Raw genomic sequence first — 14,942 nt, forward strand, 5'->3', positions numbered from 1 at the left:
CTGACAAAACCCCGGCCGTTACGTCGGGGTTTTTCGTTTTTTGTCACCTGGTTAGCTCAGATGGTTAGAGCGCGCGGCCTGCTGTTTTTACAGCGTTACACGTGCTGCGAGGTCGCAGGTTCAACTCCTGCATCAGGTGCCATACCCATTCCAAGCCTCGGCAATTGCCGGGGCTTTTTCATTTGAGCTCCCCGCAAAGGGAGGAATCGAGATGCCGAACATGCCAGAAAAGGACCCGGGCCTGTGGGCCGCTGTGTTCGCGTGGTTGATTGCACATCAGCCACAGCTCTACGCCGCCGGCCTGTCGGTCGCCATCGCCGCCCTGCGGGTTGTGTACGGCGGTGGCAGCACGCGGCAGATGCTGCTGGAAGGCGCGCTGTGCGGAATGATCACGCTAGCCCTGGTGCCCCTCCTTGAGTGGATGGGATTGCCGCAGGGGATGGCGACGTTTGCCGGCGGCGCGGTCGGCTTCATGGGAGTGGAGAAGCTTCGCGGCTACTCCGACCTGTTCCTGTCCCGAAAGGCCCAAGGGTGACCCGATGATCACGCTGACTGACATCAACCGCCGAGAGCACTTCTTCGCGCCGACCGCCATTGCCCGCGTGCAGGAGGCCGGCACCAGCTCCCAGTGGCACGGCGTTTGCGCCATTGTCCATACGTTCGACGGCCAGGTGCTCGAGGTGCGTGAGCGTGCCGCCGATATCGCCCGCCAAGTCGGCATGCGCCGAGAGGAGTGAGCCATGAAGAGTTCCGAGCAATCCAGGCTTAACTACCTGCTCACCTCGCGTCCTCTCATCGTCAAGCGCAACGGGTTGCACTACTGCCTCCACGATGCCTTCAGCGGCGAGGTGCTGGCAGGTCAAGCCCAGGTTCGTCTGGTGCAGAACCCCAACGAAGTAGCGCGGCTAATCGTCGAGTTCAACTGTGATGGCACTCACGTCCGACTGGATGGTGAGTGATGGCCTGCAGTGGATGCGCCGCCCGGCGCGAGTGGATCAACAAGTGGACAAGGATTGCATATGAGCGAGCAAGAGACCTCATTGCTGGAGCAGATGCTGGCCGAGCAGAAGAAGCAGACCAGCCTGCTCGAGCAGATCGCACTGAGCCAGATCGCACTGATCGAGGCGCTGGCAGATGACCAGGGTATCGACAATGGCGAAGCGTCGCTGACCTACCTGAGTGGGCAGCCATGCCGCTGAGGCCTCAGCGGCCGTGCCGGGCCCAAGGGTGCAGAGCGCTGCACCGCAACGCCAACGGCTACTGCGATGGTCATGCGGCACTCGCAGCTGAGCAAGCCAAGGCTTGGGCAACCCGCAAGGGCTCGGGCCGAGGTGGGCGTCCATGGCGTCGGCTGCGTGACCGCATCCTCAAGCGTGACCAATACCTATGCCGGTGCGACGACTGCACCAGGCTCGGCAGGGTTCGAGAAGCTGACGAGGTTGACCACATCGTTGCGCTTGCCCATGGCGGTACCGACGATGACAACAACCTACGGGCGATCAACCACGACTGCCACAAGGTCAAGACGCAGCGGGAGTCGAAAGCGATCAAAAAGTGATCGAAAACCGCTGTAATGAGACGAAATCTCATTGATGGGGAGGGGGAGGGTCAAAAGTTCAGGCCCTTTCGCTCGGACACCGCGCCCTCAGTCGTTTTTTTACACCCGCGAAATATAAAGTTTAGTGGAGGCGCCGATGCCAGGGGTTGCCGGGCGCTCTGGCCGTCGCCCAAAACCCACGGCCCAGAAGGAGCTGGCCGGTAACCCCGGCAAGCGCAAGCTGAACAAGGACGAGCCAGATTTCGCCCTGGTGACCAACATTGATCCGCCCGAGTGGATGTGCGAGCACGCGACTCGGGTCTGGGAAATGCTGGTGCCGGAACTGCTCCGCGCCAAGGTTCTCGCCTTGACCGACATACACAACGTCGAGGCGTTCTGCACGGCTTACGGTAACTGGCGCACAGCGCAGGACTACGTGCGCGATCACGGTCCCGTGGTTGCTGGAGCGACTGGCGGGCCGGTGAAAAACCCAGCGCTCACTGCGGCCAACGAAGCGATGCGCCAGATGGTCACCTTCGGTTCGATGCTGGGCCTGGACCCCGCCAGCCGCACGCGGATCATCGGCGGCAACAAGCAGAAATCCACCAACGAGTTCGCAGCCCTACTGAGTTCCTGATGGCCAGAGCCAAGTACACCAATGTCGACAAGGCAATGGTGTGGGCGAGGTCCGTCCTCAAGGGCAAGTTCCCGGCATGCCGCTACATCCACCAGGCGATCGAGCGGCATTTCGAGGATGTGGCGGCCAGCCGCTCGAAGAGTTACCCGTACAAGTTCGACCCGGCCAAGGCCGAGAATAAGCTGCGCCTGATGCAGCTGTTGCCCCACACGAAGGGCGAATGGGCGTTCAAGCGGCAGCTGATCACGCTTGAGCCCTGGCAACTCTTCGGCCTGGCCTGCACGTTCGGCTGGGTCCGGAAGAAAGGTGGTTATCGGCGCTTCCGCGAGAGCTACTGGGAGGTGCCGCGCAAGAACGGCAAGTCGGTGATCGCCGCGGGCGTCGGCATCAGCATGTTCACCGCTGATAACGAGTTCGGCGCCGAGGTCTACTCCGGCGCGACCACCGAGAAGCAGGCGTGGGAGGTGTTCCGGCCCGCAAGGCTGATGGTCAGCCGGTCGCCCATGCTGATCGAGGCGGCGGGCATCGAGGTCAACGCCTCGAACCTGAACATACCGTCGAACGGCAGCCGTTTCGAGCCGCTGATCGGCAATCCAGGCGACGGTGCTTCTCCGTCTTGCGCGATCATCGACGAATACCACGAACACGACAGCGCGGCCCAGTACGACACGATGCTCACCGGCATGGGCGCCCGCCGCCAGCCGCTGATGTTCATCATTACCACCGCCGGCGCGAACATCGAGGGGCCGTGTTACGACAAGCGGCGCCAGGTCATCGAGATGCTGAACGGCACCGTGCCCGACGACGAACTGTTCGGTTACATCTGGACGCTCGACGAGGGCGACGACTGGACCGATCCGAAGAACCTGGCCAAGGCCAACCCCTGCATGGGGGTGTCGGTGTTCCAGGAGTATCTGGAAAGCCAGCTGGCCAGGGCGATCCGCTCGGCGCGCTTCACCAACACGTTCAAGACCAAGCACTTGAACCTGTGGGTGAGCGCCAAGTCCGGCTTCTTCAACATGGAAAGCTGGAAGGCCTGTGAGGACAAGGCGCTCACGCTTGAACAGTTCGAGGGGCAAGAGTGGATGGCCGGGTTTGACCTGGCGCGCAAGCTCGACATGAACTCCAGGGCCAGGCTGTTCTGGCGAGAGATCGACGGGAAGATCCATTACTACAGCGTGGCTCCGGTATTCTGGGTTCCTGAGGACACCGCGAACGACGTGGACAACAAGCGCATGTCCGAGCGCTTTCAGGCTTGGGTTAACACCGGCCACCTGACTGCCACGCCAGGCGCCGAGGTCGATTACCGCGAAATTCTTGAGGACACGAAGGAAGCCAACAAGCTGGCACCGATCAGGGAAAGCCCGATCGACCCACACGGCGCCACGGGCCTGAGCCATGACCTGGATGACGAGGGTTTCAACCCGGTCACCATCACTCAGAACTACACCAACATGTCCGACGGCATGAAGGAGCTGGAGGCCGCAATTGAGGCGGGCCGCTTCCATCACGACGGCAATCCGATCATGACCTGGTGTATCGGCAACGTCATCGGCAAGAACCTGCCCGGCAACGATGACGTGGTTCGACCGATCAAGCAGGGCGAAGACAACAAGATCGACGGGGCAGTGGCGTTGATCATGGCGATCGGCCGGGTGCTGGCCAACGCAAATCCGGAGGAAACACTCTCCGACCACATCACCAAGCACGGAATCAGAACTCTATGACCTCTCACAACGAGGCGCCCCGTAGCGGCTGGGCGTCCGCGCTCGCTCGTCTGCGCGAATCTTTGCCGGACACCGTGGGCATGGCTGGGTTTGCGCTGCTTGCACGGGGCTTGTGGATCGGCATGGGCGAGGCCGTGGCGCTGTCGGTGTGCGGCATGATCCTGATGGCACTTTCGGCCTATGCCGTCGTGCGGGGAGGGCGCTGATGTTCAAGGCTCTTCTTGGAAGGAAAGAAAATCCGCTGATCATCGATACGCCGGAAAAACTGGCCCAGGCGCTTGGCGCCGGCTACGAAAGTGCGTCAGGTCAGCGGGTGACCACCACCAGCGCCATGCAACAGTTGGTGGTCTTCAACTGCGTGCGGGTGTTGGCCGAGTCGATCGGCATGCTGCCTTGCCGGCTGTTGAAGCAAAACGGCAAGGTCAGGGTGCCGGCCACCGGTCACCGGCTTTATCCACTGCTCACCATGGCGCCGAACGGCTACATGACGGCACAGGAGTTCTGGGAGCTCATGGTGGCTTGCCTGTGCCTGCGCGGCAATTTCTACGCCTACAAGGTCAAGGCCCTTGGCAATGTCGTCGAGTTGCTGCCGATCAACCCCGACCGGGTTCAGCCGAAGCTCAAGGACGACTGGTCCGTCGAGTACAAGGTCACGTTCAACAGCGGCCAAGAGACCTTGAGCCAGGACGAGATCTGGCATGTGCGCCTGTTCACGCTCGATGGGCTCGTCGGCTTGAACCCGATTGCGTACGCCAGGCAAGCGCTCGGGCTGGGGCAGGCGATGGACGCCCATGCGGCCAAGCTGTTCACGAATGGCGCGGTCACCAGCGGTGTTCTGCGAACTGAGCAGCAGCTCACTGACGAAGCGTTCGGGCGACTGAAAACCGAGTTCCAAGGCGAGCACATGGGCGTGGCCAACGCCTACAAGCCCATGATCTTGGAGATGGGGCTGGACTGGAAGCCGATCAGCCTGAATGCCCAGGATACCCAGTTCATCGAGTCCAAGAAACTCACCGAAGCGCAGATTTGCGGCCTGTACCGCGTGCCGCCGCACCTGGTGGCAAACATGGACAAGATGACGCTCAACAACGTCGAGCAATTGGGGATGAGCTTTGTCAACTACTCGCTAGTGCCGTACCTGACGCGAATTGAGCATCGCATTCAGGTCGGCCTCCTCAGTGAGAAGGATCGGCTCAGCCACTACGCCAAGTTCAATGCCGGCGGACTGATGCGAGGCGACCTGAAAGGCCGATATGAGTCCTACGGCAAGGGTATCCAGTGGGGAATCCTCAGCCCGAATGATTGCCGTGAGCTGGAAGACCTGAACCCGCGCGAGGGCGGGGATGTGTACCTGACCCCGATGAACATGACCACCAAACCAGAGGCTGCCGGCGATGCAGACAAAACAGCGCCTTGACCTGCCGCTGACCATCAAGTCGGTCAGCGACAACGGCGAGTTCGAGGGCTACGGCTCGGTGTTTGGCGTGGAGGACAGCTACGGCGATGTTGTTGTCCGCGGCGCCTTTACCGCAAGCCTGGCCAAATGGAAAGAGAAGTCCCGCCTGCCGGCCATGCTCTGGCAGCACAACATGAGCGAGCCGATCGGTGTGTACACCGAGATGCGCGAGGACGATGTAGGGCTGTATGTCAAAGGGCGGTTGCTCACTGACGCAGACCCCCTGGCAAAGCGGGCTCACGGTCACATGAAGGCCGGCAGCCTCACAGGCATGTCCATCGGCTACATGCTCGACGACTACGAGTACGACAAAGAAAAGGGCATCTGGCTCTTGAAGGCCATCGACCTGTGGGAAGTCTCCCTGGTCACCTTCCCAGCCAACGATGAGGCCCGGATCACCGATGTGAAATCTCTGCTGGCCCGCGGCGAAACACCGCCGCCCAGCAAAGTGGAGCGGGCCCTGCGAGAGGTAGGGTTTTCCGGCTCCCAAGCCAAGGCCTTCATGGCCAAGGGCTACGGCGCAGTTTCACCGCGAGAGGCGGGTGCCGACGCATCACTCAATCATTTGAAATCCCTTATTGACCGCATTGAAGGAGCCTCTCATGGCCGTTGAAGAAAAAGACATCAAAGAAGTCGCGGATGCCCTGGGCAAGAAGTTCGACGAGTTCAAGGAAAAGAACGACAAGCGCATCGAGGGCCTGGAAGCGGAGAAAGGCAAGCTCTCCGGCCAGGTCGACACGCTGAACGAGAAGCTGGGCGAACTCGATGAGCTCAAGTCAGCCCTCGAGAAGGAGCTCGCGGAGTTGAAGCGCCCCGACGGCTCCGGCACCAAGGCCGCGAGCGAGCACAAGACCGCGTTCATGCAGTTCGTTCGCAAAGGCGTTGACACCGGCCTGGGCGACCTGCAGGCCAAGGCGCTGCAGATCGGCAATGACGCTGACGGCGGCTACGCCGTCCCTGAAGAACTGGACCGCAGCATCATTGAGCTGCTCAAGGACACCTCGCCGATGCGCCAGGTGTGCAACCAGATCACCGTGGGCTCGCCTGACTACAAGCGCCTGGTCAGCCTGGGCGGTGCAGGTTCTGGCTGGGTTGGTGAAACCGACCCGCGCCCGGCGACTAGCACTCCAACTCTCGGCCAGGTCTCTGCCTTCATGGGCGAGATCTACGCCAACCCGCAGGCTACCCAGACAAGCCTGGACGACATCTTCTTCGACGCCGAGGGTTGGCTGAATAGCGAGGTCGCACGGGAGTTTGCCGAGCGTGAGGGCAATGCCTTCCTGCTCGGCAACGGCGACAAGAAGCCGAAAGGAATTCTGGCCTACGCATTGAGCACGGCCAAGGACGCGACCCGTCCTTTCGGCACTCTGCAAAAGCTCATCACCGGTGCCGCTGGTGGTTTCACCGGTGACAACCTGATCGACCTGGTCCACTCGCTGAAAGCGGGTTATCGGGCCAACGCCCGTTTCATGATGAACAACCTGACCGTGGCTTATGCCCGCAAGCTCAAGGACAGCGAGGGCAATTATCTGTGGCGTCCTGGTCTGGAGCTGGGGCAGCCTTCGACCCTGCTGGCCTACGGCATCACCGAAAACGAGGATATGCCGGATATCGCGGCGGATGCCAACGCAGTCTCCTTCGGCGACTACAAGCGCGGCTACACCATCGTCGACCGCATCGGCACCCGCGTGCTGCGCGACCCGTACACCAACAAGCCGTTCGTTGGTTTCTACACCACCAAGCGCGTCGGCGGCATGCTCGTCGATTCCCAGGCGATCAAGGTTCTGACCCTGAGCGCTGCCTGATCGAGCGGGCGCCCACGGGCGCCCACTCCTGGAGGATTTATGCCAATCATTTCCGTGAAGAAGGCGTTTCCGTTCGCTGTGGACGGCAACCAGGTGGTCGAGATCCAGGTGGGCGAGCAGGAGGTTTCGGACCGTTGCGCGCTGGTGGCGGTCGATCACCTGGGCGTGGCCGAATATCTCGACCAGAAGCGCACCCCAGGGCTTCGCGAGGACGGCCCCACCGTGGCTGAATTCGTGGAGGCAGGCTACCTGGCTGCCAACTATCCGCCGGAAGGCTATGCCTCGCGCAGTTCGCAGGAAGAAATCGACGCGGCCATCGAGTTGCAGAAGGGCTCCGAAAACGAAACCGACCCCCTGAAGATGACCGTTCCCAAGCTGAAAGAATGGCTCACCGCCAACGGTATTGAGTTCGCGGCAGACGCGAAAAAGCCGGCGTTGCAGGCCCTGGTGCCGAAAAATGATTGACCTCGACACCGTGAAGTCGCACCTGCGGGTTGACGGTGACGAAGAAGACGCCCTGATCCAGGCATACACCGACGCGGCATTCAGCACGTTCGAGCAGTGGACCAACCGTAAGCTGATTGCAGAGGGGGAGCCGCTGCCTGACCCGATCGGCAACGCCTTGGCGTTCCGCAAGTCGATCCAGCAGGGCGCGCTGCTGCTGATTGGCCACTGGTACGCCAGCCGGGAGACGGTTGTCACCGGCACTATCGCGACCGAACTGCCGATGGCCACCAAGGCTCTTTGGGGGCCTCATCGCTGGGTGAACGTATGAGGGCTGGCGATCTTAAGCATCGGATTGAGATCCAGCACAAGGTTACACCTCGTGACCCTGTAACTGTAGAGTTCGGTGAGCCGGTTTGGGAGCTATTCGCCAAGGTCTGGGCACAAGTATCGCCACTATCAGCCCGCGACCTTATCGCCGCCCAGGCCGGCCAGTCGGAAGCCACGGCACGGATTGTCATCCGATATCGGACTGGTGTTCTGCCAAGCATGCGGATCGTGCATCGGGGCGATTTCTACAGCATCGAAGGCCCTCCGCTGGAGGACCCCAAGTCCGGCCTGGAGTACCTGACGATCCTGGTATCGAAGGGGGTGAGGGATGGCTGACGGTGTCGAGTTCTCTATCACCGGCCTGGACAGCCTGCTCGGCAAGCTCGATGCGGTCGCCTATGACGTGAAGCGCAAGGGTGGCCGTGCCGCGCTGCGCAAGGCCGCCCAGGTGGTGGTGCAGAACGCCAAGGATCGCGCAGAGCGCATCGACGACAAGGAGACTGGCCGCTCGATCGCTGACAACATCGCGCTGCGCTGGAATGGCAAGTTGTTCAAGCAGACCGGCGATCTGGGCTTCCGGATCGGCGTGCTGCACGGTGCGGTGTTGAAGAACGGTGGCGACCTCAGCCCGAACTCCCCGACCCCGCACTGGCGCCTCATCGAGTTCGGTACCGAGAAGATGGCGGCCGTTCCGTTCATGCGCCCAGCGCTGGCCGACAGCATCAGCCAGGTAACGAGCACCTTCGTCACCGAGTACGAGAAGGCGATAGACCGCGCTATCCGGCGCACAGCGAAGAAGGCGGCATCCACATGACACCACCAATCGTTGAAGCCTGCTCGCAGAGCGCCGCTGTGACTGCGCTGCTCGGGGCAGGGGCGGGCATGCGCCTGTACTCGTTCGGCGAGGCGCCGGACAACGTGGCGAAGCCCTATGCCGTGTGGCAGTTGGTCAACGGCAGCCCGGAGAACTACCTGGCCGGCCGCCCAGATGCCGATGGCTTCACCCTGCAGGTGGATGTGTACGGCAGCACGGGCCCCTCGTCCCGCTCAGTCAGGGATGCCATTCGTGACGCGATCGAGCTACAGGCCTATGTCACGCGGTGGGGCGGCGAAACCCGCGACCCCACCACCAAGAACTACCGAACCAGCTTCGACGTGGACTGGATAGTCCCCAGATAAACGACGCGGCAAAGCCGCAGGAGATAAGTATGGCAAGGCAGGATGGGGGATTCCCGGGTCATGGTGACGCCGGGAAGATACTCGACTGGATCTCTCAGCAGATCACTTGTTCCGCTCTGGGAAAATACCTGCGATCAAGGATTCCAGTGCAATGTGATGCTCGGACCGACCTCCATAAATCGACTGGTCAGCAGGGAGCGCCTTGATCAATTTAGTGACGACTTCTTCCATGTCGGCGCGCCGCTCTGGGGCGAGGGACGCGATCGTTACGCCCACCACTTGAAGCGCTGCGCAAACGCTTGTCTCAAATGGGGTTAGTGCGCGCTGCTCGTTTGACATCTGACCTCCTACTTCATCGTGCCCAGTCCTTGGGATTCCCGGAAACGGACCGGAGCGGTTCATTGGGAGGCACAACGCTACTACGGCTACACACGCTGTCGTTACTGAATTTCCATCCACCCTGGACAACCAGCCAGTTAAGCCCAGCCCGCCTCGAGCGGGCTTTTCTTTGCCCGACAGGAGACCACCATGTCGATCTTGACCCAAGGCACCCAGGTCTTTGCCCTGATGCCGCCCCTCACCGGCACCGGCCCTTCGACCGTTGTTGAGGTCGAGTGTGCCACCGCCTTCAACCCTGGCGGCTCGCCGGCTGAGCAGATCGAGGACACCTGCCTCAGCTCCACTTCCCGTACCTACAAGAAGGGCCTGCGCACCCCGGGCCAGGCCTCGCTCACCATCAACGCCGACCCGAACAGCGCGAGCCATGTCCGCCTTCACCAGCTGTCCGAGACCGACGGCGACACCACCATCAAGTGGGCGGTTGGCTGGTCCGACGGCACCGCAGTGCCTACCGTGGCCGCGGCTGGCAGCCTGGACGCGATCACCGTTACCGCCGGCGGCAGCGGTTACACGACCGCCCCGACCGTTACCCTCACCGGCGGCGGTGGTAGCGGCGCTACCGCCGTGGCCGTGCTGGAGGATGACGAGGTGGTGGCTATCAACATCACCAACCCAGGCACTGGCTACACCAGCGCGCCGACCGTGGGCTTCACTGGCGGCGCCGGCTCGGGGGCTGCGGCCACCGCCACCGTCAACCTGGAAGAGGACTTCGTCCTGCCGCCTTCGCGCACCTGGTTCGTGTTCGAGGGCTACGTCGCCGACTTCCCGTTCGACTTCGCCGCCAACGCCGTGGTCAGCACCGCGGTATCCATCCAGCGCTCGGGCGGTTCTGCCTGGCTCAAGAAATCTGCGTAAGGGGCATCCATGGATCTCGCGCAACTGAAGAAGAAAGGGGGCGTCGTTGCTGACGCCCTGGTACCAGTCAAGGTCGAGTGGAAGCACCTCGACGACAACGGCAAGCCGGTCACCGACAAGTTCACCGTTCACATTCGCCGCCATTCGTTCGGCGTGATGGAGAAGATGTACGCCAGAGGCGAAACCGAACAGTTCCGGACCGCCAGCCTGCTCTCGGCAAGCGTCATGCTGGGTAAGGATGGTTCCGAGGAGTTGCCATTCGAAGATGCCGTGAACCTCGACCCAGGCCTCGGCCTTGTGCTCTACGAGGCCGTGAAGTCGGTGAACAACCCGCCCCCAAAGAGCTGACCTCGGCTGACGAACTGTGGCATGAGCTGGTGCTTAACGGGATCGGCGGTAACACGATCGCAGAGGCCAAGGCCACGCTTTCCTATGCGGAGGTGTTGGCCTGGGTCGCCTACCGAGATAAGCATGGATCGCTGAACCTGGCGAGCCGGCAGGAGCTGTCGGCCGCTATCGTTGCGATGCAGGTGAACCGCACTGGTGGCGGGAAGGCAGACCTTCAGGACTTCATGCCGCATCATGTCAAGCCGGGGTCGGCTTTGGATCAAGCCATGGCTGAGTGGAGCTGATTTCAAGTGGTCTTTTGGCGGCGGTGGTAGAGTTGTAATCTTTTCTCAGGCATGTACAGTGGCAATTTTATTAATGCTGCGTTGAGGGAAGACATGAAACTAGGATGGGTGTTGGCGATTTCGTTACTGCTGTCTGGATGCGCGGCTCCGTCGGTTAGTCATAGATATGAAATGGCAGGGCCGTCCGAATCATATGTAGATCTTCGTCCGTTCGTTTTTAATGGAAAGTTTTTAACGTTTGACTCCCCAAAGCTACTGGTTGATAAGTACAAGAGTCTCGGTGGCGCCCAGGGTAAACTAGAGACCAATTCGGAGTTCAGGCAGAGGATGGCGGGCCTTGGGCTTTATGCAGTAATGTCAGAGCTGAAGGACTACAATATTGAGTTTGACAAGGAGAACGGTTCTCTGGGGTTTAGGATGCGCCTTGATGATGCCCAAGGCTTCGGCTTTAGGGAAAACGGCCAGTTGATCCAAGATTTCAAGAAAAGTTTCTATTCTGCAGCTCTCCCGGACATTGAAACAAAGAAAGGGGAGTTTGTAGGTCAGAACTCATACGGCGCGAAAACTGTAGTTCAAGAGTTCGAGATTGATAGGGTTTACTTAGTGGGGCCAGGTATTCCAAAATCCGGAGGTTCTATGTCTGTGGATCTTGTTGCCAAGTTGAATATGTCAAGTGCTGAGTTTCAGAAGCAAAGGCCTGATCTACGGATCGCTATTATTGTAGAGCCGATTCCGAATTACTTGCAGGTTGATAAATCGTTTGGCAGCGCCACAATGAATCATGCTAAAGAATCAACCATTAGCAATTACTTTGTTAGCGCTAAGTTTGCCGCCGTAAGCGTAGTAAATGTTAGGTCGAAATCAGTTGTGTCTGACCAGGTAAGGGTAAGATTCAAAAATTTGTGATCTACTAAGCCCGCTCTAGCGGGCTTTTTTTCGCCTGGAGGAAAGCATGGCGAGCCGTTCTCTTGGCACACTCACCCTTGATTTAATTGCGAAGATTGGTGGGTTCACTGGTCCGATAGACAAAGCCAGCCGCGAAACGCAGAAGCGTATGGCTGACATCAAGAAGTCTGCTGAGCTCGTTGGAACAGCCTTAGGTGCCGCGTTCGCTTCGATCCCTGCCGCCGTAGCTGGCTTGGTTGCCAGCTCTGCGTCTGCCGCAAAAGAGATATCAAACCTGTCATCGTTGGCTGGCCTAAGCACCACCGAGTTTCAAAGGTATGCCGCCGCTGCTTCGTCAGTTGGAATCCAGCAGGATAAGCTATCGGACATCTTCAAGGACACCAACGACAAGGTTGGTGATTTCCTAGCTACCGGTGGTGGTGAGCTCAAAAATTTCTTCGAGACGATTGCACCTAAGGTCGGTGTGACTGCCGAGCAGTTCCGAAAGTTGAGTAGTGCCGAGGCCCTGCAGCTCTATGCAAGCAGCTTGCAGAAGGCAAATGTCAATCAGGCACAGATGACTTTCTTCATGGAGGCTATTGCGGATGAGGCAAGCGCATTGGCTCCTTTGCTGGCGGACGGAGGTAAGAGATTCAAAGAGCTTGGAGATTCGGCCCAGTCCACGGGGATGGTTCTGGATGGGTTGACCATTGCTTCCGCTAAGGAATTCAACAATCAACTTACCACCATAGGTCAGTACGCAAATTCGGCAAGAACTGCACTAGCTGCAGAGTTCATGCCGATTCTAGCCCAGCTAGCCAAGGACTTTGTAGACACCACCAAAGAGGCAGGGGGGCTTCAGAAAAAAGTCCGCGAGTTCTCCAACGATTTTGTGGAAGTCGGCGCAATGTTGTCTTCTACTGCCGATGGGGTTGGCCGGGCTTTCAAGGTTGTGGCTGCTGCAGCTGTAGGCACCTTTGCCACCGCTATGGCGTACCTTCAAAGCATAGGCGCGACAGCCAACCTGACGCTGAGCAAAATTACGTTTGGCGAAATGTCCGAGGACTTCAAGAAGAACTCGGATCAGATGAGCAGTGACGCCAAGATAAACGCTCGCGTTGCTAACACTGTGTTCTTGGAGATGGGCGAGACCCTGAACAAGGCTTGGGCTGGAGATTCAATCAGGGAATATGTGAAGCAAGCCAGGAAAGCTGCTTCAGAGCTTCCAAAACTTGATGTCCCTGGCTCTGGAAAGCCGGGAGTGCTTGGCCAGACCGATGCGCAGAAGGCTGCGGAGAAGGCTGCCGAAGCTGCCCAGAAGAAAATCAAGCAAGCCTTCGAAACAAACGACGAAAACTACAGGCGCCAGATCGCCCTGATCAACACTGAGGTCGACAAGCGCAAGGACGCCACCGAGGTGGCCAAGCTGCAGTTCGAGCTGGAATCCGGGAAGCTGCACGGCCTCAGCGCCCAGCAGCAGGACCGCCTTAAGGGGCTCGCCGCTGAGCTCGACCAGCTCAAGCAAATCAAGCAGCAGAACGAGGATGCCAAGAAGCTGGCGGCCTTCCGATCCAACGTTGGCGAGGATTACCAGACCGCGCGCAGCGGTTTCGATCAGGAGTTGGCCGGCGCCGGGCGCGGCGACAAGTACAAGGAGCGGCTGAAAGAGCGCCTGGCGATCGAGGAAGACTTCAACCGCCAGCAGCGTGAGCTGGTGCTGCAGCGCAACAGCGGCGATATCAGCCAGGAGCTGTACGACCAGGAAACGCAGGTCCTGAGTGACGCCCTGGCCCAGCGGCTGGAGCTTCAGAACGACTACTACAGCCGGCTCGATGAGGCACAAGCCAACTGGATGGACGGCGTCACCAGTGCCTGGGAGAACTTCGCCGACGCCGCCACCAACTACTCGGCCATGGCCGCCGACGCCACCACCTCGGTGCTGGGCAGTGCGAAGAGTGAGCTGAGCACGTTCCTATCCGATGTGGCCACCGGCTCCGCAGATGCGGGTGATGCGCTGATGGACATGATCACCGGCTTCGGCAAGGCCTTCGTCGGTGCGCTTGCTGATATGGCTGCTCAGTGGCTGGTGTACCAGGCCGTGCAGCTGCTGGTGGGCAAGGCGACGCAATCGAGCGCGGGTATCGCCATGGTGGCCAACGCCCAGGCCACCGCGTTTCAAGCCAGCCTGGCCGCGTTCGCGTCCACCGCAGCCATTCCGGTCGTTGGTCCAGCGATGGCCCCGGCCGCCGCAGCTGCTGCGGCTGCGGCTACTGCACCAATGGTTGCCGGCGTGGCGTCCACCGCGCTGATGGGCATGGCCCACGACGGTATCGACAACATTCCCCGGGAGGGGACCTGGTTGCTCGATGGCGGCGAGCGGGTGTTGAACCCAAACCAGAACCGCGACCTGACCCAGTACCTGCGCAATGCGAACGATGCTGGCGGTGGCCTTGGGGGCGGTGGCATCACCATCAACGCGCCTGTCACCGTGCAGGCCCAGCCAGGCATGAGCGATGCCGATGCTCGTCGGCAAGCCGACATGGTTGGGCAGTCGGTTGTGACCCAAGTGCGCGAGGTGCTGTACCAGGAAATGCAACAGGGCGGCATCCTCTGGAGGATTTGATGGCAGAGACATTCAGCTTCTGCACCCGTGTCGGTGCCTCAGGCGAGATCAAGCATCGGACCTGGGAGAACGAGTTCGGGGACGGCTACGTCCAGTCCGGTGGCACCGGGATCAACGGCAAGTCGCAGGAGTGGTCGCACCAAGCCACCGGAGGCCTGGAGGACGGGCAGGAGCTGCGCCTGATGCGCGATTTCCTCGACCGCCACGAAGGCTACAAGTCATTCCTCTGGACGCCGCCAGGCGGCACCCAGGGCCGGTACAAGGTCAAGGACTACAAGCTCGACCCGCAGGGCGCCGGCCTGTTCAGGATCAGCTTCACGATGAAGCAGGTCTTCACCCCTTACTAAGGAAATGAATATGCACACCGTAGAAGAACAAGAGCCACGTAAGCCAGAGGTTCCCTTCGTTTCTCTGCCGAGCCTGGCTTATGAGC

At 60.3% G+C, this 14,942-nt stretch carries 22 protein-coding genes, 1 tRNA gene and 2 pseudogenes; 24 read left to right on the forward strand and 1 reads right to left on the reverse strand.

Translation table 11 applies throughout. The features are described 5' to 3' along the window. The first annotated feature begins 45 nt into the window (after positions 1-45). From ABZO33_RS05150 to ABZO33_RS05230, 17 genes are all read left to right on the forward strand, one after another. A tRNA-OTHER gene (locus ABZO33_RS05150) sits at positions 46-142 on the forward strand. 69 nt (positions 143-211) lie between these two features. Beyond that, positions 212-535: a phage holin, lambda family gene (locus ABZO33_RS05155; RefSeq protein WP_134692840.1), complete on the forward strand. Its 324-nt coding sequence runs from the start codon at positions 212-214 to the stop codon at positions 533-535. Positions 536-539: 4 nt separating this feature from the next. Beyond that, on the forward strand, positions 540-737 hold the full coding sequence (locus ABZO33_RS05160; RefSeq protein WP_414535110.1) for a hypothetical protein: 198 nt from the start codon (positions 540-542) through the stop codon (positions 735-737). A gap of 3 nt (positions 738-740) precedes the next feature. Then, positions 741-959, forward strand: a complete 219-nt coding sequence (locus ABZO33_RS05165) for a hypothetical protein (protein ID WP_054892289.1) — start codon at positions 741-743, stop codon at positions 957-959. Positions 960-1,019: 60 nt separating this feature from the next. Further along, the gene (locus tag ABZO33_RS05170) at positions 1,020-1,199 is read left to right on the forward strand and encodes a hypothetical protein (protein ID WP_414535111.1); all 180 of its coding nucleotides are present in this window, start codon (positions 1,020-1,022) and stop codon (positions 1,197-1,199) included. After that, positions 1,190-1,558, forward strand: a complete 369-nt coding sequence (locus ABZO33_RS05175; RefSeq protein WP_414535112.1) for an HNH endonuclease — start codon at positions 1,190-1,192, stop codon at positions 1,556-1,558. The genes ABZO33_RS05170 and ABZO33_RS05175 overlap by 10 nt, the downstream gene beginning before the upstream one ends. Before the next feature lie 136 nt (positions 1,559-1,694). Then, positions 1,695-2,174 carry a phage terminase small subunit P27 family gene (locus ABZO33_RS05180; protein WP_414535113.1) on the forward strand — a complete coding sequence of 160 codons (480 nt, stop codon included), beginning with the start codon at positions 1,695-1,697 and terminating at the stop codon, positions 2,172-2,174. Beyond that, a complete protein-coding gene (locus ABZO33_RS05185) occupies positions 2,174-3,901 on the forward strand; it encodes a terminase large subunit (protein WP_414535114.1) in 1,728 nt (575 codons plus the stop codon). The genes ABZO33_RS05180 and ABZO33_RS05185 overlap by 1 nt, the downstream gene beginning before the upstream one ends. An 80-nt stretch (positions 3,902-3,981) precedes the next feature. After that, entirely contained in the window at positions 3,982-4,107 is a 126-nt protein-coding gene (locus ABZO33_RS05190) for a hypothetical protein (protein ID WP_414535115.1), read from the forward strand. Further along, positions 4,107-5,318, forward strand: a complete 1,212-nt coding sequence (locus tag ABZO33_RS05195; RefSeq protein ID WP_414535116.1) for a phage portal protein — start codon at positions 4,107-4,109, stop codon at positions 5,316-5,318. The genes ABZO33_RS05190 and ABZO33_RS05195 overlap by 1 nt, the downstream gene beginning before the upstream one ends. Then, complete coding sequence (locus tag ABZO33_RS05200) at positions 5,296-5,970, forward strand: HK97 family phage prohead protease (RefSeq protein ID WP_414535117.1); 675 nt, start codon at positions 5,296-5,298, stop codon at positions 5,968-5,970. Before ABZO33_RS05195 ends, ABZO33_RS05200 begins: the two co-directional genes overlap by 23 nt. Further along, complete coding sequence (locus ABZO33_RS05205) at positions 5,960-7,162, forward strand: phage major capsid protein (RefSeq protein ID WP_414535118.1); 1,203 nt, start codon at positions 5,960-5,962, stop codon at positions 7,160-7,162. Before ABZO33_RS05200 ends, ABZO33_RS05205 begins: the two co-directional genes overlap by 11 nt. Positions 7,163-7,201: 39 nt before the next feature. Next, the gene (locus ABZO33_RS05210) at positions 7,202-7,627 is read left to right on the forward strand and encodes a HeH/LEM domain-containing protein (protein WP_414535119.1); all 426 of its coding nucleotides are present in this window, start codon (positions 7,202-7,204) and stop codon (positions 7,625-7,627) included. Then, positions 7,620-7,937, forward strand: coding sequence for a head-tail connector protein (locus ABZO33_RS05215; protein ID WP_414535120.1), 318 nt, complete (start codon positions 7,620-7,622; stop codon positions 7,935-7,937). Before ABZO33_RS05210 ends, ABZO33_RS05215 begins: the two co-directional genes overlap by 8 nt. Then, the gene (locus tag ABZO33_RS05220) at positions 7,934-8,272 is read left to right on the forward strand and encodes a phage head closure protein (RefSeq protein ID WP_414535121.1); all 339 of its coding nucleotides are present in this window, start codon (positions 7,934-7,936) and stop codon (positions 8,270-8,272) included. Before ABZO33_RS05215 ends, ABZO33_RS05220 begins: the two co-directional genes overlap by 4 nt. Further along, positions 8,265-8,750 (forward strand): HK97-gp10 family putative phage morphogenesis protein, encoded by a 486-nt coding sequence (locus ABZO33_RS05225; RefSeq protein ID WP_414535122.1) that lies wholly within the window; start codon positions 8,265-8,267, stop codon positions 8,748-8,750. Before ABZO33_RS05220 ends, ABZO33_RS05225 begins: the two co-directional genes overlap by 8 nt. Next, entirely contained in the window at positions 8,747-9,115 is a 369-nt protein-coding gene (locus ABZO33_RS05230) for a DUF3168 domain-containing protein (RefSeq protein WP_414535123.1), read from the forward strand. The genes ABZO33_RS05225 and ABZO33_RS05230 overlap by 4 nt, the downstream gene beginning before the upstream one ends. Before the next feature lie 102 nt (positions 9,116-9,217). Here the strand turns inward: ABZO33_RS05230 and ABZO33_RS05235 are convergent, their stop codons facing one another. After that, positions 9,218-9,454 (reverse strand): hypothetical protein, encoded by a 237-nt coding sequence (locus ABZO33_RS05235; RefSeq protein ID WP_414535124.1) that lies wholly within the window; start codon positions 9,452-9,454, stop codon positions 9,218-9,220. A 189-nt stretch (positions 9,455-9,643) separates the two neighbouring features. Here ABZO33_RS05235 and ABZO33_RS05240 point away from each other — a divergent pair. From ABZO33_RS05240 to ABZO33_RS05270, 7 genes and pseudogenes are all read left to right on the forward strand, one after another. Then, positions 9,644-9,982 (forward strand): annotated as a pseudogene (locus ABZO33_RS05240) (phage tail tube protein); the annotation flags it as partial. Between the two features lie 165 nt (positions 9,983-10,147). Further along, positions 10,148-10,369: pseudogene (locus tag ABZO33_RS05245) on the forward strand (phage tail tube protein); the annotation flags it as partial. A 9-nt stretch (positions 10,370-10,378) separates the two neighbouring features. Continuing rightward, positions 10,379-10,717, forward strand: coding sequence for a phage tail assembly chaperone family protein, TAC (locus ABZO33_RS05250; protein ID WP_414535125.1), 339 nt, complete (start codon positions 10,379-10,381; stop codon positions 10,715-10,717). 29 nt (positions 10,718-10,746) lie between these two features. After that, on the forward strand, positions 10,747-11,001 hold the full coding sequence (locus ABZO33_RS05255; RefSeq protein WP_414535126.1) for a hypothetical protein: 255 nt from the start codon (positions 10,747-10,749) through the stop codon (positions 10,999-11,001). A 171-nt stretch (positions 11,002-11,172) separates the two neighbouring features. Further along, positions 11,173-11,907 (forward strand): hypothetical protein, encoded by a 735-nt coding sequence (locus ABZO33_RS05260; protein WP_414535127.1) that lies wholly within the window; start codon positions 11,173-11,175, stop codon positions 11,905-11,907. A gap of 46 nt (positions 11,908-11,953) precedes the next feature. After that, the gene (locus ABZO33_RS05265; protein WP_414535128.1) at positions 11,954-14,509 is read left to right on the forward strand and encodes a phage tail tape measure protein; all 2,556 of its coding nucleotides are present in this window, start codon (positions 11,954-11,956) and stop codon (positions 14,507-14,509) included. Beyond that, positions 14,509-14,856, forward strand: a complete 348-nt coding sequence (locus ABZO33_RS05270; RefSeq protein ID WP_414535129.1) for a phage tail protein — start codon at positions 14,509-14,511, stop codon at positions 14,854-14,856. Before ABZO33_RS05265 ends, ABZO33_RS05270 begins: the two co-directional genes overlap by 1 nt. Positions 14,857-14,942: the final 86 nt, after the last annotated feature.

Source organism: Pseudomonas sp. CAM1A (assembly GCF_047501685.1).
In the GTDB taxonomy this organism is placed as follows: domain Bacteria; phylum Pseudomonadota; class Gammaproteobacteria; order Pseudomonadales; family Pseudomonadaceae; genus Aquipseudomonas.

Excerpts from the sequence above, each read along its gene's own strand:
- ABZO33_RS05230 (WP_414535123.1), top strand. The coding sequence starts at position 8,747 with ATGACACCACCAATCGTTGAAGCCTGCTCGCAGAGCGCCGCTGTGACT.
- ABZO33_RS05170 (WP_414535111.1), top strand. The coding sequence starts at position 1,020 with ATGAGCGAGCAAGAGACCTCATTGCTGGAGCAGATGCTGGCCGAGCAG.
- ABZO33_RS05205 (WP_414535118.1), top strand. The coding sequence starts at position 5,960 with ATGGCCGTTGAAGAAAAAGACATCAAAGAAGTCGCGGATGCCCTGGGC.
- ABZO33_RS05190 (WP_414535115.1), top strand. The coding sequence starts at position 3,982 with ATGGCTGGGTTTGCGCTGCTTGCACGGGGCTTGTGGATCGGCATGGGC.
- ABZO33_RS05270 (WP_414535129.1), top strand. The coding sequence starts at position 14,509 with ATGGCAGAGACATTCAGCTTCTGCACCCGTGTCGGTGCCTCAGGCGAG.
- ABZO33_RS05175 (WP_414535112.1), top strand. The coding sequence starts at position 1,190 with ATGCCGCTGAGGCCTCAGCGGCCGTGCCGGGCCCAAGGGTGCAGAGCG.
- ABZO33_RS05215 (WP_414535120.1), top strand. The coding sequence starts at position 7,620 with ATGATTGACCTCGACACCGTGAAGTCGCACCTGCGGGTTGACGGTGAC.
- ABZO33_RS05260 (WP_414535127.1), top strand. The coding sequence starts at position 11,173 with ATGGCAGGGCCGTCCGAATCATATGTAGATCTTCGTCCGTTCGTTTTT.
- ABZO33_RS05160 (WP_414535110.1), top strand. The coding sequence starts at position 540 with ATGATCACGCTGACTGACATCAACCGCCGAGAGCACTTCTTCGCGCCG.
- ABZO33_RS05210 (WP_414535119.1), top strand. The coding sequence starts at position 7,202 with ATGCCAATCATTTCCGTGAAGAAGGCGTTTCCGTTCGCTGTGGACGGC.
- ABZO33_RS05155 (WP_134692840.1), top strand. The coding sequence starts at position 212 with ATGCCGAACATGCCAGAAAAGGACCCGGGCCTGTGGGCCGCTGTGTTC.
- ABZO33_RS05195 (WP_414535116.1), top strand. The coding sequence starts at position 4,107 with ATGTTCAAGGCTCTTCTTGGAAGGAAAGAAAATCCGCTGATCATCGAT.
- ABZO33_RS05220 (WP_414535121.1), top strand. The coding sequence starts at position 7,934 with ATGAGGGCTGGCGATCTTAAGCATCGGATTGAGATCCAGCACAAGGTT.
- ABZO33_RS05250 (WP_414535125.1), top strand. The coding sequence starts at position 10,379 with ATGGATCTCGCGCAACTGAAGAAGAAAGGGGGCGTCGTTGCTGACGCC.
- ABZO33_RS05185 (WP_414535114.1), top strand. The coding sequence starts at position 2,174 with ATGGCCAGAGCCAAGTACACCAATGTCGACAAGGCAATGGTGTGGGCG.
- ABZO33_RS05180 (WP_414535113.1), top strand. The coding sequence starts at position 1,695 with ATGCCAGGGGTTGCCGGGCGCTCTGGCCGTCGCCCAAAACCCACGGCC.
- ABZO33_RS05165 (WP_054892289.1), top strand. The coding sequence starts at position 741 with ATGAAGAGTTCCGAGCAATCCAGGCTTAACTACCTGCTCACCTCGCGT.
- ABZO33_RS05265 (WP_414535128.1), top strand. The coding sequence starts at position 11,954 with ATGGCGAGCCGTTCTCTTGGCACACTCACCCTTGATTTAATTGCGAAG.
- ABZO33_RS05235 (WP_414535124.1), bottom strand. The coding sequence starts at position 9,454 with ATGTCAAACGAGCAGCGCGCACTAACCCCATTTGAGACAAGCGTTTGC.
- ABZO33_RS05225 (WP_414535122.1), top strand. The coding sequence starts at position 8,265 with ATGGCTGACGGTGTCGAGTTCTCTATCACCGGCCTGGACAGCCTGCTC.
- ABZO33_RS05200 (WP_414535117.1), top strand. The coding sequence starts at position 5,296 with ATGCAGACAAAACAGCGCCTTGACCTGCCGCTGACCATCAAGTCGGTC.